Genomic DNA, 13,955 nt, shown 5'->3' on the forward strand with positions numbered 1-13,955 from the left:
GCTTTCACGGTAAACTAAGAGAGGAAAAATAAAGAAGAGAGCGTGATGTTGTGAAAGAAACCAAAAAATTTGCACAAGTTTTGATAGGTACCGGGCTGATTGCGTTGGCCATTTCCTTATTGATCACCGCCCATCAAGGTTATGATACGATCAGTACGTTTTTACTAGGAATTTTGAATTTCGTCGATGTCCCTTTTTGGATTGCCAGTTTGTGTTTTAATATTATTGTTTTGTTGATCGTTGCAGTCTTTGATCGTGCCGAATTAGGCATTGGCAGTTTTATCAATGGGATTGGCTTAGGCCTGTTGATTGGGATCTTTGAACCAGTGATGGACAAAGTATCGATTCATTTGCCTTTTTATCCTTGGATCGCTATTTTCGCAGCACCGATCTTATTTGGGATCGGCGCTGGTATCTACGTTTCTTCCAACAAAGGATCAGCGGCGTTAGAAGCCTTGACTGCCTTAATCTACAAACGAAGCAAATTGACGCAAAAAACGATCCGTATCGGCTTGGATGCAGCCATGGTCTTGATCGGTTTTGCGTTAGGCGCCAGTGTTGGGTTAGGTACTCTCTTGTGTATCGTCTTTATTGGCCCAATCTTTGAAGCCACCATGAAAACCATCGCTGCTCGGAAGAAAAACGCCTAGCCTTGAGAATAAGTCGGAAAAAGCTGTCTGTGAGGACAGCTTTTTTGTTGCTTCTATTTAAGGGAATTATCTGAAGGAAGAAAAATCCTGATTTCCTTAAGATTCTCTGGGTAAAAAAAGTGTTTTCTCCATGGTTACTGTCTTATTGGACTTGGTATACTGATAAGACGAGTAAAGGAGAAGTGAAAATGAAAAGTTATCGTTCGACGATTGCGGCTTGCTTTGTAGGGTACATCGTTCAAGCCGTCATCAATAATTTTGCCCCCTTATTATTTTTGACCTTTCAAAGCCAATACCAGCTACCGATAAGCCAGATTACTTTGCTGGTTAGTTTTAACTTTTTGACCCAGTTAGCCGTCGATTTTGCAGCAATCTTTTTTGTAGACCGCATCGGCTATCGAGTGTCGATCGTAGCCGCGCATTTTTTTGCAGCGATCGGCTTGATTGGTCTAGCCGTTTTTCCCTTATGGTTTCCGACCCCGTTTAGCGGATTGTTAGCAGCGGTTTTGTTGTATGCCATTGGCGGTGGCTTGCTGGAAGTCTTAGTCAGTCCCATCGTTGAAGCCTGTCCAACGGAACATAAGGAAAAAACGATGAGCATGCTGCACTCGTTTTATTGCTGGGGGTACGTGGGGGTCGTTTTGTTCTCAACGGCGTTCTTCATGGTGTTCGGTATTCAACAGTGGCCGATTTTGGCGATCATCTGGGCACTGATCCCGTTGGTCAATTTGTTTTTCTTTACCAAAGTCCCGTTGGCGCCAATCGTTGCCGAAGGAGAACGAGGGTTGACCACTCGGCAGCTCTTTTCCTTGAAAAGCTTTTGGCTGTTTCTGGTGATGATGGTCTGTGCTGGAGCCAGCGAACAAGCAGTCAGCCAATGGGCATCGACCTTTGCCGAACAGGGCTTAGGCGTTAGTAAGACGCTAGGCGATTTAGCAGGGCCAATGGTTTTTGCCTTGATGATGGGGATCTCCCGTTTGCTTTACGGCAAGTTTGGGGAACGCATCGATTTGAAACGCTTTATGTTTTTGAGTGTTTTGCTTTGCCTACTGGCGTATATGATGATCGGCTTTGCTTCATTGCCATTGATCGGGTTCCTTGGCTGCGGCTTAAGCGGTTTTGCCGTAGGGATTATGTGGCCAGGGGTCTTTAGTCTTTCTGCGCAATACATTCGCAACGGCGGAACGGCGCTATTTGCTTATTTGGCATTAGCAGGAGATTTAGGGTGTTCAATCGGACCCGCTGTCGTCGGCAGTATCGTCGAATGGACGGGACAACAGTTACAGGTTGGGATTCTAGGGGCGATCGTTTTCCCGATCATCTTGCTGGCAGGAATTTATTTGGTTCAACAAATGCACAAAAAACGACAGCTTCCGTTGCTGGTTTTTCAAGAATCCACAAAAGAATAAAAAAATTTTGGAGCAAATGCCGTCTTTTCATGGTATTTGCTTTTTGTTTTCTGAAATTCCTCTAGTCAAGATAGTTTCTATCCGCTATACTTTGACTTATTCATTTAAAAAGGAAGTGATGTTGTGAAAAGTCAATTGAAAAAAGAAATCAGTTTTTTTGGGGCATTATCGACAGTAATGGGAACGGTGATCGGCGCCGGCGTGTTTTTCAAAGCAGCGGCTGTGGTCCAGCAGACCCAATCCACCGGTTTGACCTTGTTGGTCTGGCTGCTTGCCGGCTTTCTAACGATTTGCGGCGGTTTGACGGTGGCGGAGTTAGCGACGGCGATTCCTGAGACTGGCGGACCCATTCGATATATTGAAAGAATTTATGGGAAATTACCCTCCTTTTTATTAGGCTGGGCACAAAGTATCATTTACTTTCCAGCAAACGTGGCGGCTTTAAGTATTATTTTTGCGACCCAGTGTTTGAACTTATTTCATCTACCCAGCAATTATTTGCTTCCTTTATCGATTTTGACCGGAACGAGTGTGACCTTGATCAATCTTTTGGGAACAAAAGCCGCTGCTCAAGTCCAGTCCGTCACGTTAGCAGTCAAGCTGATTCCGATTGCGGTGATCATCGTGGCGGGCCTGTTGACACCAGGGCAAGTATCGGTCTCATTGGTGGATTTTTCTTCCAATACTCAAGGATCGCTTGCAGCTGGCATCAGTAGTGCCCTCTTAGCAACCCTTTTTGCTTATGACGGCTGGATGGGAGTCGGTAATGTCGCTGGGGAAATGAAGCGACCCGAAAAAGATTTACCAAAAGCCATCATCTTTGGGTTGAGTTTTGTTACCTTGGTGTATGTGTTGATCAATGTTGCCTTTTTAAAAACATTGCCGATCGATCAAATCGCTGGTAATTTGAACAGTGCTTCAGAAACTGCGATGGCCTTGTTTGGTAGCTTTGGCGGAAAACTGGTCACGATCGGTATCCTGATCTCTGTGTATGGCGCATTGAACGGCTATACAATGACTGGCTTGCGGGTCCCATATGCCATGGCGTTGGAAGATGAGATTCCTTTCAGCAAGACCTTTGCCACTTTAAGTAAAACCACCAATACACCCTATGCGGCGGCTTTTTTACAATTAGGGATCGCGTGTATCATGATGCTTTTAGGCACCTTTGATCTCTTGACCGATATGCTGGTTTTTGTTATGTGGTTCTTTAGTGTATTATTATTTGTAGGAGTTTTTCGTTTGCGAAAAACAGAACCGCAGATGAAGCGTCCGTATAAAGTTCCCTTCTATCCAATCATTCCCTTGATTGCGATCTTAGGTGGCTGTTTTATCTTGATTATGACCTTGATCACTGACACGTGGTTAGCAGTCGTGGGAATTGGCGTGACGTTACTAGGAATTCCCGTTTTTTATGGAAAAGCAAAAGGAAAAGCGAGAGGAGCGAAAGAATGAAGATCGTTGTACTTGATGGCTATGCGTTGAATCCAGGAGATTTGTCTTGGCAAGGGTTTGAAGAATTAGGAGAGGTGACGGTGTATGATCGTACCTCGTATACAGATAAACAAGAAATTATTGAGCGAATCGGCGATGCCGAAGCAATTTTGACAAATAAAACGCCGATCACCGCAGATGTGCTCAAAGCATGTCCGCAATTGACCTACATTGGGGTCTTGGCAACTGGATACAATGTCGTTGATTTGGCAGCAGCGAAGGAACAGGGAATCACCGTGACCAATATTCCTAGCTACAGTACCAATGCAGTGGCACAAGCGACCTTTGCTTTGCTGCTGGAAGTGACGAATCAAGTGGGACACCATAATCGTTCCGTGCATCAGGGCGACTGGCAAACCAGCAAAGATTTTTCTTATTGGCAGACACCATTGATGGAATTGGCAGGCAAAACGATTGGGCTGATTGGATATGGTGCGATTGCTCAAGCAGTTGCCACGATCGCTCATGCGTTTCAGTTGAAGGTGATCTACTTTAATCATCGACCAAAACCAGCACAAGCAGATTGGGCAAAACAAGTTTCGCTGGCGGAATTGTATCAAGAAGCAGATATCATCAGCCTTCATGTTCCGCAGTTTCCTGAGACAGAAAAAATGATCGATCGCACAGCATTGGCACAAATGAAATCTTCTGCGATCCTGATCAATACCGCCCGTGGCGGCTTGATCGATGAAGCGGCAGTTGCTGAAGCGCTGCAAACTGGGCAGATCGCAGCCTTGGCGGCAGATGTCGTTTCAAAAGAACCGATCGAAGCTGACAATCCCTTATTACAGGCGCCAAATTGCTATTTGACACCGCATATCGCTTGGGCACCCGTCGAAACGCGGCGTCGTTTGATGGGGATTGCTGTGGCGAACTTAAGCGGCTTTAAAGCAGGTACACCGCAAAATGTCGTGTAAGCAAAACGAGCAAGGAAAAGGACTTTGACAAAACAGGCGACTAGCAAAGCAGTTAGTCTCGCCGACACAGTAACCATTTCGACCAGTCATCCAGCCTCACAAGGTGATTGGTCGTAGGACTGGTGGTTTGTCTAAGTCTTTTTTTGCTGAAAATGAAAGGAGACGGTCTTGAAAAAGTATTATTATCTAGCGGCCTTTGTTAGCTTGCTGGTCTTAAGCTGGCTGATCCAAACCCAAAGTAGCCGCTTTTATGCACAGCCGATCATAGAAGTACAAACGGTTCAAGTCACCGCCGACCAGCAGCAGATCCAAGGGATCGTTCGTAACGGAGAAGAAGCTGGGGTACTACGGACAGTCACTACGCAATACACCCCCAACGGTGCGATTCATCCGTTGTATCAGACCGGACAACAGCTGCTTTTGCAAAAAGAAGGGGATGGCTGGCAGGTACAAGCACAAAAACGGGATGGGTATCTCTTTTTCTTCCTTGCCTTATTTTTGATGGCAGTAGTCGCAATTGGTGGCAAAAAGGGCTTGCGGGCTTTACTTAGTATCTTTGTGAATACTGGCTTGCTGCTCCTTTTTCTGTGGTTTCACAAAGGCAACAGCTCCTTTTCATTGGTCTTTTTGATGATCGTTTTTACGATCGTCTCGTTGGTTTTGACGATGGGGATTTCCTGTGGCTTTCGTACGATCGACAGCCGTAAAATCATTGCCTCGTTAGCCAGCGTCCTCTTGGCGTTTTTTCTCTGTCGGTTCGCCATGGATCTTTTGCAAGATCATGGGTTGCGCTATGAAGAAATGTCGTTTCTGACCCGTCCGTATCGCAGTGTCTATCTAGGGAGTCTGCTGATTGGCGCGATTGGTGCCAGCATGGACAATATTGTCATGCTGATTGCCAGTCTAGATGAGATCCAGCGCATCAATCCCCAGACTAGCCGCAAGGAACGATTAGCGATCGGTCGATCCATCGCGCAAGATACGACTTCTTCGATGATCAATGTCTTGTTGTTTGCTTATTTAAGTGGGAGTATGCCAGCGCTATTGTTTTACCTAGCAAATGGCTGGCTGCTGTCGCAAGCATTGCCGATGCATCTTTCTTTAGAAATAGTGCGTACATTATGCGGCGGCTTTGCGCTGGTTTTATCGGTACCGTTGACGCTCCTTTGCTTTGAACTACAAAGGAGGAAAGCAAGATGAATGTTTTGTTTGTGTTGAGCTTGCTTTTTCTCTTGCTGACTTTCGCTGTTTTTCGGATCGAAGGGCTGTTTCAAGTCACTGGTCTGTTTATGAATGTGGCTGTCTTTCTAGCGCTTCTGGTCCTGATTGACCGAGGGGCACCGATCATACCAGCGGCTTGTGTTGCCTTTTTAGCCGTGGCGGCGATCACCTTGTTTTTCGTGAACGGCGTCAATCAGAAAACCAAAATTGCCTTTGTCTGTGTGTTGGTCTTCCTAGGGCTTTTTCTACTACTATTTCCGCTTGTGCTCTCTGCAATGAATCTGCATGGGTTTTCGGCAGAGGAACTGGATGAGTTGGCGATGTATTCCTTTGATGTAGCCATCGATTTTAAGACATTGATGACTGCGATCATTTTGATGAGTTTTTCGGGGGCGGTGGCAGATGGGAGTATGGCAATCAGCACTGCGACCTATGAACTTTTTCAAGCAAACCCGCAAGTCTCGATCAAGGCATTAAGTAAAAGTAGTATGACCGTGGTATCAGACGTATTGTCTTCAACGATCAATACCTTATTGTTTGCCTTTATGGGAAGTAATCTGGCGTTGATTGCGTGGTTTCAAGATTTGTCGATCTCCTTTGGTGAAATGGTCAATTCGAAGGCGTTCGTCTCAGAATTGGTCGTTTGTTTGGTCACGGGTCTGGCAGCGGTGATTATTTTACCCATCACCGCATGGGCAGCAAGTTGGTATTTTTTGAAAAGAAACCGAATGGAATAGGAAGGGGCGCAACCACCATGGAACCACTAATTGAAACTAAGCGATTAGTCCTGCGAGAAATGAGTCATGACGATCGACCAGCGATTGAAAAGATTTTGCAAGATCCAGAAGTTATGATTGCCTATGAAGGACCCTTCAGTGAGCAAGAAGTCACTGGTTGGATCGACAAACAGCTGCAACGCTATCAAAACGATCACATTGGCTTGTGGCTAGTGATTGAGAAAGCATCCGGGCAAGCGATCGGTCAATGCGGGTTGACATGGCAAGACGTCAAGGGAGAAGCCGTTTTAGAAATTGGGTACTTGTTTCAAAAGAACTTCTGGCATCATGGGTTTGCCACAGAAGCCGCCCAGGCTTGTAAAGGCTATGCGTTTGCAACGCTGAATGCCGCCATTGTTTATTCGATCATTCGTGAGACCAATCAAGCCTCCATAAATGTGGCATTGCGCAATGGAATGAAGCTGGTGGATCGCTTTGTCAAACACTATCGGCAAGTGGACATGCCGCATCTTGTGTATGCTGTGGCGAAAGAGATGTGAAAAACGTAAGAATGCTTTTTTCGATTTAGACAATGAAACGCCCTTAGAAAGTTAGCTTTTTCTAACTTTCTAGGGGCGTTTTTTATGCTTGCGTAAAGCTTTTTCGTTCGATGAGTTCAGCCCCTAAAAGGACTGTTTTGGTGATCGCTCGAGGATGAACGATCTGATCCACCAATAAATCGATCGCGGTTTTGGCGATTTCCTCCACATCAATTTTAAACGTTGTTAGAGGGGGAGCCACAAATTTTGCGATCTCATTGTCGTTGATACTGATTAATTCCAAGCGATCAGGAATGATGATGGATCGTTCATTTAACGCTTGGAGCACACCAACTGCGATGGTGTCAGAAGCCACAAAGAGCGCCTCTGGCAAATTGTCACCAAGGGATTCCACCATTTTTTTCGCCAAACGATAGCCGGTTTCAACGGAAAAATTGCCACCACTAAATAAGAACGCCTCATCGAGCGCATCTCGACGAGCCAGCGTTTGACGGAAGATGACCTCGCGACTATCCATTTCTGCACATTGGGTATCAGGATTTAGATAAGTACCACCAATAAAGCCGATCTTTCGGTATCCTTTTGTTAAAAATAGATCGATCGCCAGTTGCGTCATTCGATCAGTATCAGGTTTGACCGTATCGAACAGCTCTGGACAGGGGTTGATTTCCAAAAGGACGCCATAGGGGCAAACGGATTTGAACTGTTGCGTTTCATTCTCAGTGAAAGAGCCAATCCCAATAAATCCGGCGACTTCTTGCAGTGTTTCTAAAACATCATCTTCATGGGTGATCAGTTGAATTTCCAAATTGTTGATTTTCGCATATTTTTCTAAAGAGATACGCAATTGTCGAAAATAGACATCTTGCAGCTCTTCTTGTTCTGTCAGCCAGAAAAGGACGGCGATTTTTTCTAGTGTTGTTTTTATTTTTGAGCGATCATAACCTAGTGATAAAGCGGTATGAATAATTTTTTGACGCGTATCGGCTGCGATCGACAATGATTCGTCGCCTTTCAATAATCGGGAAACAGTCGCTTGTGAAAAGCCTGATTGCTCGGCAATTTTTTTTATTGTAACCAATCTTCTTCACCTCTTTCTTCTAGTATACGCTAACAACTTTACCAAGTAAATGAATTTACTAAATATATTTACTGAATAGTGAAAATTTAGAGCGTGGTGGTATTTTGAAAAAATATTTGTGAGATAAACCTTGATTTTATCCGTTTATTTACTTCATTGAAGAAATTAATTTAGTAAAACTATTTACATATTAAGTAAAATAATTTATTATAAACAAGAAGATAGCGTTTGCAAAATAAAGAAAAGGTGGAGAAATGATGATGAAAAAAATGTCTCGAGTTCTTTTTTTAAGTGTAGCAGCTTTAGGATTAGGTGCTTGCGGTCCACAAAGTGAAGGGACAGATAGTACTGCAGCAAATAGTGGCAGCGATAAGGACTATGATCTATTGGTCTGGGAAGACCAAGCAAAATCAGCTGGGATTGAAGAGGCAGTCAAACAATTTGAAGAAGAACACGATGTGACGATCAAAGTGGTCGAAAAAGCCTATGGTGGACAGATCGAAGATTTACGATTGGATGGACCCGCTGGTACAGGTGCGGATGTCATCACGATTCCTGGCGATCAAATCGGTACAGCCGTTACCGAAGGTTTGTTGAAAGAATTAACAGTCGATCAAACGCTACAAGAGCTGTATACAGAATCAGCAATGCAATCGCAAATCGTTGACGGCAAAGTCTACGGCTTACCAAAAGCGGTTGAAACACAAATTTTGTATTATAACAAAGAACTAATTTCCGAAGAAGACTTGCCACAGACAACGGATGAGTGGCTGGAGTATTCCAAGTCTGTCTTAGATGCTGACAGTTATGGGTTACTGGCATTATGGGATCAAATTTATTACGCACAAGGTGTATTGAGCGGTTATGGCGGTTATGTTTTTGGCGAGAATGCCGATGGATCCTATGACCCTGAAGATATTGGATTAGCTAATGAAGGCGCGATCGAAGGAGCAGACTATATCCAACAATTTTATGATGCAGGTGTTTTTCCATCGGGATTGGTCGGTGAACAAGGAATCAATGTGTTGGACTCTTTATTTACGGAAGGAAAAGCTGCCGCTGTCATCTCGGGACCATGGAACTTGTCTCCATATAAAGAAGCGGGCATCGACTATGGTGTGAAAGAATTGCCATTATTAGGCAATGGTGAACATATGGGCTCCTTTATCGGTGTCAAAAGCTACAACGTAAGTAGCTATTCCCAAAACCCTGAATTAGCTGAAGCATTCGTCAAATTTATCAGCAATGAAGAAAATTCAAAAGGTCGTTATGAAAAAACACAGGAAGTACCAGCGGTTGCTTCATTGGCAGATGATCCAGCAGTTCAAGAAAGTGAAAGTGCTGCAGCCATTGCCGCTCAGTCCCAACACGCAGAACTAACGCCTGGGATCACTGAAATGAATTCAGTATGGGAACCAATGGATGCCGCATTGCAAACCATTGCTACTGGAAAGGCTGAACCGAAAACAGCTTTACCACAAGCAGTCGAACAGATCAAATCAGCCATTGCGGCAATTCAAAACTAGAAAGTCGTCTCAAGGACAAACGTTTCGGAGGTCATTCATCACTAGGAATCAAGTAAGGCCGAACGAAACGTTTGTCAGCGGCTTTTTCTTACAGGGGGCGAAAATGTGAAAAACACGCAGTCGTATGCAAAACGAGCAATGCTATTCTCGATCATACCAGGATTCGGTCAATTTTATAATCGGCAAAAAATCAAAGGCGCTTTATTTTTCTTCTTTTTTGCTATGTATCTTGTCGTCTTTAAAGATTTATTTAATATGGGACTTTGGGGCATCGTGACATTAGGCGTGGAAGTGCCGAGAGACAATTCCATCTTTTTATTAGCAGAAGGATTAGTTGCCTTGATCGTCATCGGTTTTGGTCTGTTGTTCTATTATTTAAACATCCGTGATGCCTATAAAAACGGTGAATTAAGAGATAATGAGCTACCAGTCAACTCTATCCGTGAAAGCTACCAGGCACTATTAAGAGAAGGCTATCCTTATTTAATGAGTAGCCCAGCATTTTTCTTACTCGTGTTTTCTGTTATTTTTCCGATTCTCTTTAGTATCGCGTTAGCTTTTACGAACTATGATCTGTATCATTCTGCACCTGCCAATTTAGCAGATTGGGTGGGATTAGAGACCTTTAAGAAGATTTTTACTGTCGATATTTGGCGTAGTACCTTCTTCAATGTTCTGGGCTGGACAGTTATCTGGACCTTGATCGCCTCAACGTTACAAGTTTCTATCGGAATATTTTTAGCGGTGCTGGTGCATCAAAAAGAATTACGACTCAAAAAGTTCTTTCGAACGATTTTGATCCTCCCATGGGCAGTTCCGGGATTTGTTACGATCTTGGTGTTTTCAGGAATGTTCAATGATTCCTTTGGTGCGATCAATCATTCGATTTTGAATTTCTTCCAGATTTCACCGATTCCTTGGCTAACGAGTGCGAATTGGACCCGCTTAGCTTTGCTACTGATTCAAGGCTGGCTAGGCTTTCCGTATATTTTTATCGTGACTACAGGGACGCTGCAATCCATTCCTGATGATTTGTATGAGGCGGCGACCATCGATGGTGCTTCAGCTTTACAAAAATTTCGCCGAATCACATTGCCATTACTGCTTTATGCAATGGCACCGATTTTGATTACGCAATATACGTTTAACTTCAACAATTTCAATATTATTTATCTGTTTAATTCTGGTGGACCAGCAGTTCCTGGTTCGACCGCTGGTGGTACCGATATTTTGGTTTCGTGGATCTATAAGCTAACGATGCAAAATAGTCAATATGCACTGGCAGCAGCGTTGACGATTCTCTTATCGATCGTCGTGATCGCGATTGCTTTATGGCAATTCCGCCGAACAAATTCATTCAAGGAGGTTGGATAACATGAAGGCAGCAAGTATGAAGAAACAAAAATTTGTCCGCCTATCCTTGACGTATCTCGTACTGATTTTTACGGTAGTAGTGATCGTCTACCCTTTACTTTGGACGATCGGTGCTAGTTTTAATCCTGGGAACAGTTTAGTAAGTACGAGTTTGATTCCGACGAGTCCGACATTAAGTCACTACACGAAATTGTTTGCTGGCGACAACTCGCTTTATTATAGTCAATGGTATTTGAATTCATTAAAAATCAGTGTATGCACCATGTTCTTGTCACTGATTTTTGTCTCCATGACGGCGTATTCCTTTTCACGATTTCGTTTTACAGGCCGTAAAAATGGGTTGATGCTGTTCTTACTACTACAAATGATCCCGCAGTTCTCTGCCTTGATCGCAATTTTTGTATTGGCGCAAATGCTCGGCTTGATCAATAGCCATTGGTTGCTGATCTTGATTTACGTTGGGGGCCAGATTCCCATGAACACGTACTTATTGAAAGGGTATTTTGACTCGATCCCGTTAGATTTAGACGAGAGTGCCAAGATAGATGGCGCAAGCAATACGCGAATATTCTGGCAAATTTTGATTCCTTTATCACGACCAATGCTGGCAGTCGTTGCCATGAATGGCTTTACTGGACCGCTTGGAGACTTTGCCCTGTCTTCTGTGATTTTACGTAATCCTGAGTACTATACACTACCCATTGGGTTATACAAATTAGTCACGGATAAAATGGGAGCCAGCTATACGACTTTTGCGGCAGGGGCTATTTTGATTAGTATTCCGATCGCACTCGTCTTTATTGCATTACAAAAACATTTTGTCTCCGGTTTGACCGCTGGTGGCACAAAAGGATAGGAAGAGAAGATGACAAGATATAACTTAGAAGAACGCTTTTTACATGGTGGGGATTATAATCCTGACCAGTGGCTAAATTATCCCGAGATCTTAGCTAAAGATTTAGAACTAATGGAAAAAGCTCATGCTAATACATTTTCCCTTGGTATTTTTGCTTGGAGTGCCTTAGAGCCAGCAGAAGGGGTGTTTCAATTTGAATGGTTAGACAAAATCATGGATGAGCTCGCCGAACGAAACAGCAACGTCATTTTAGCGACGCCAAGCGGCGCGCGTCCTGCCTGGTTGTCTAAAGCATACCCTGAAGTTCTACGGACCAATGAAAAACGGGAAAAAATGTTACACGGCGGGCGTCACAATCACTGCTTTTCTTCACCGATCTATCGTGAGAAAGTGGCGATCATCAATCGGAAATTAGCTGAACGCTACCACGATCACCCAGCACTATTGATGTGGCATATTTCCAATGAGTATTCTGGAGATTGTCATTGTCCCATTTGCCAAGAAAACTTTCGTCAGTGGGTTAAGCAGAAGTACCAAACATTAGCAGCCTTGAATGAGGCCTGGTGGGGACCTTTCTGGAGCCATACGATCACCGATTGGTCGCAAATCGAATCTCCTTCACCGATCGGCGAAATGCAAGTTCATGGACTAAATCTAGACTGGCATCGTTTTGTGACCGATCAGACCATTGATTTCTATGAACATGAGATCAAAGACATTCGTCGTTTGTCTCCAGATGTGCCGATCACAACGAATTTCATGGCAGATACCCGAGATTTGATTCCCTTTTATAGCCTTGATTATGGAAAATTTGCCCAGCATGTAGATGTCATTAGTTGGGATTGTTATCCTGCTTGGCATAATGATTGGGGAACGACCGCTGATTTGGCAAGTAAGGTTGGGTTTATCAATGATCAGTACCGTAGCTTGAAAAAGCAACCCTTTTTGATCATGGAATCAACCCCTAGTGGTGTGAATTGGCATCCAGTCAATCGCACGAAACGCCCCGGGATGCATCTGTTGTCTTCTATGCAATTTATTGCTCACGGTTCAGATAGTAATCTTTATTTCCAATGGCGAAAATCTCGAGGCTCATCTGAGAAGTTCCATGGGGCCGTCGTGGACCATGACAACGACGAACAGAATCGTGTTTTTCAAGATGTAGCAGAAGTGGGAAAAGCCTTAGAAGAAATCAAAGAAATCAAAGGATTGCACAAAAAAGCCAAAGTGGCGATCATCTATGATTGGGATAACAATTGGGCGCTCAATGATGCGCAAGGTTTTGGTTTGGAGAGCAAACGCTACCCACAAACGTTGCAAGAGCATTATCGCTATTTTTGGGATCATGACATCGCGGTTGATGTCATCACGAAAGACCATGACTTTGACTCTTACCAATTGATCATCGCTCCGATGCTTTACCTTTTACCAAAAGAAACTATGAAAAAGTTTCAACAGTATACGAAAAATGGCGGGACGCTGGTTTCCACTTATTTGACGGGGATCGTGAATGAAACGGACTTGACCTATTTAGGGGGCTGGCCCCAAGAGTTAGAAGAACTGTTTGGTGTGTCTGTGAAAGAAATCGATACGTTATATCCGAAACAAAAAAATCTGCTTTTAATGAAGGAGCAGCAGTACCAAATTCATGATTATTGTAGTGTTGTTCAAACAAACACTGCCCAAACGTTAGGGGTCTACGGTGCTGATTTTTATCAAGGTCAAGCTGCAGTGACCGTAAATGATTATGGTGAAGGAAGTGCCTACTATCTTGGGGGACGGACGGATCAAGCCTTTTTGGAAGACTTCTATCAAGAAGTAACACAACAGCTTCGCATACAAAATGAGTGGGTCCGTCAAGGTTCAACGAACGTGTCGATCCAAAGTAGAGAAAGTCAGCAAGAGCAGCTTACTCCGACTACCTATTATTTTGTGATGAATTTTTCCGAAGAAAATCAAGAAGTAGAGGTAGCAACTACAGGAGTCGATTTGCTTACTGGAAAAACGACAAACCAAATGCTTCAGTTGGCGCCTTATGAGGTGCAGATTATCAAAGTGACAGCACCAGAACAATAAAAACTATTGTGTCAATTATATGAAAAAAGAAGTACTTACGTTGATGAAAAAAACGTAAGTACTTCTTTTTTATAG

The 13,955-nt window shown here is 43.7% G+C and carries 12 protein-coding genes; 11 read left to right on the top strand and 1 reads right to left on the bottom strand.

Features of this window, described 5'->3' with window-relative positions; translation table 11 throughout:
- Positions 1-50 precede the first annotated feature (50 nt).
- The 7 genes from IGI71_RS05165 to IGI71_RS05195 all read left to right on the top strand — a co-directional run bounded on the left by IGI71_RS05165 (position 51) and on the right by IGI71_RS05195 (position 6,967).
- The gene (locus IGI71_RS05165) at positions 51-650 is read left to right on the top strand and encodes a YczE/YyaS/YitT family protein (protein WP_005225521.1); all 600 of its coding nucleotides are present in this window, start codon (positions 51-53) and stop codon (positions 648-650) included.
- A 188-nt stretch (positions 651-838) separates the two neighbouring features.
- Positions 839-2,059, top strand: a complete 1,221-nt coding sequence (locus IGI71_RS05170; RefSeq protein ID WP_010747782.1) for an MFS transporter — start codon at positions 839-841, stop codon at positions 2,057-2,059.
- A 123-nt stretch (positions 2,060-2,182) separates the two neighbouring features.
- On the top strand, positions 2,183-3,514 hold the full coding sequence (locus tag IGI71_RS05175) for an APC family permease (RefSeq protein ID WP_201688725.1): 1,332 nt from the start codon (positions 2,183-2,185) through the stop codon (positions 3,512-3,514).
- Positions 3,511-4,470 (top strand): D-2-hydroxyacid dehydrogenase, encoded by a 960-nt coding sequence (locus tag IGI71_RS05180; protein ID WP_167822993.1) that lies wholly within the window; start codon positions 3,511-3,513, stop codon positions 4,468-4,470. The genes IGI71_RS05175 and IGI71_RS05180 overlap by 4 nt, the downstream gene beginning before the upstream one ends.
- 168 nt (positions 4,471-4,638) lie before the next feature.
- Positions 4,639-5,670: a YibE/F family protein gene (locus IGI71_RS05185; protein ID WP_201688726.1), complete on the top strand. Its 1,032-nt coding sequence runs from the start codon at positions 4,639-4,641 to the stop codon at positions 5,668-5,670.
- Positions 5,667-6,428, top strand: coding sequence for a YibE/F family protein (locus IGI71_RS05190; RefSeq protein WP_167822994.1), 762 nt, complete (start codon positions 5,667-5,669; stop codon positions 6,426-6,428). Before IGI71_RS05185 ends, IGI71_RS05190 begins: the two co-directional genes overlap by 4 nt.
- 17 nt (positions 6,429-6,445) lie before the next feature.
- On the top strand, positions 6,446-6,967 hold the full coding sequence (locus IGI71_RS05195; RefSeq protein ID WP_086294879.1) for a GNAT family N-acetyltransferase: 522 nt from the start codon (positions 6,446-6,448) through the stop codon (positions 6,965-6,967).
- Positions 6,968-7,049: 82 nt separating this feature from the next.
- On the opposite strand, the gene IGI71_RS05200 is transcribed toward IGI71_RS05195, so the two are convergent.
- On the bottom strand, positions 7,050-8,048 hold the full coding sequence (locus tag IGI71_RS05200) for a LacI family DNA-binding transcriptional regulator (protein ID WP_430616200.1): 999 nt from the start codon (positions 8,046-8,048) through the stop codon (positions 7,050-7,052).
- A 254-nt stretch (positions 8,049-8,302) separates the two neighbouring features.
- Here IGI71_RS05200 and IGI71_RS05205 point away from each other — a divergent pair, with 254 nt between their 5' ends.
- The 4 genes from IGI71_RS05205 to IGI71_RS05220 all read left to right on the top strand — a co-directional run bounded on the left by IGI71_RS05205 (position 8,303) and on the right by IGI71_RS05220 (position 13,880).
- Positions 8,303-9,574, top strand: a complete 1,272-nt coding sequence (locus IGI71_RS05205; protein ID WP_201688730.1) for an extracellular solute-binding protein — start codon at positions 8,303-8,305, stop codon at positions 9,572-9,574.
- Between the two features lie 138 nt (positions 9,575-9,712).
- Positions 9,713-10,948 carry a carbohydrate ABC transporter permease gene (locus IGI71_RS05210; protein ID WP_016608233.1) on the top strand — a complete coding sequence of 412 codons (1,236 nt, stop codon included), beginning with the start codon at positions 9,713-9,715 and terminating at the stop codon, positions 10,946-10,948.
- 1 nt (position 10,949) lies between these two features.
- Positions 10,950-11,804 carry a sugar ABC transporter permease gene (locus IGI71_RS05215; protein WP_010747791.1) on the top strand — a complete coding sequence of 285 codons (855 nt, stop codon included), beginning with the start codon at positions 10,950-10,952 and terminating at the stop codon, positions 11,802-11,804.
- Between the two features lie 9 nt (positions 11,805-11,813).
- The gene (locus IGI71_RS05220; RefSeq protein ID WP_194186037.1) at positions 11,814-13,880 is read left to right on the top strand and encodes a beta-galactosidase; all 2,067 of its coding nucleotides are present in this window, start codon (positions 11,814-11,816) and stop codon (positions 13,878-13,880) included.
- Positions 13,881-13,955 lie beyond the last annotated feature (75 nt).

The organism is Enterococcus sp. DIV1279b, assembly GCF_050531515.1.
Classification (GTDB): Bacteria; Bacillota; Bacilli; order Lactobacillales; family Enterococcaceae; genus Enterococcus_D; species Enterococcus_D casseliflavus.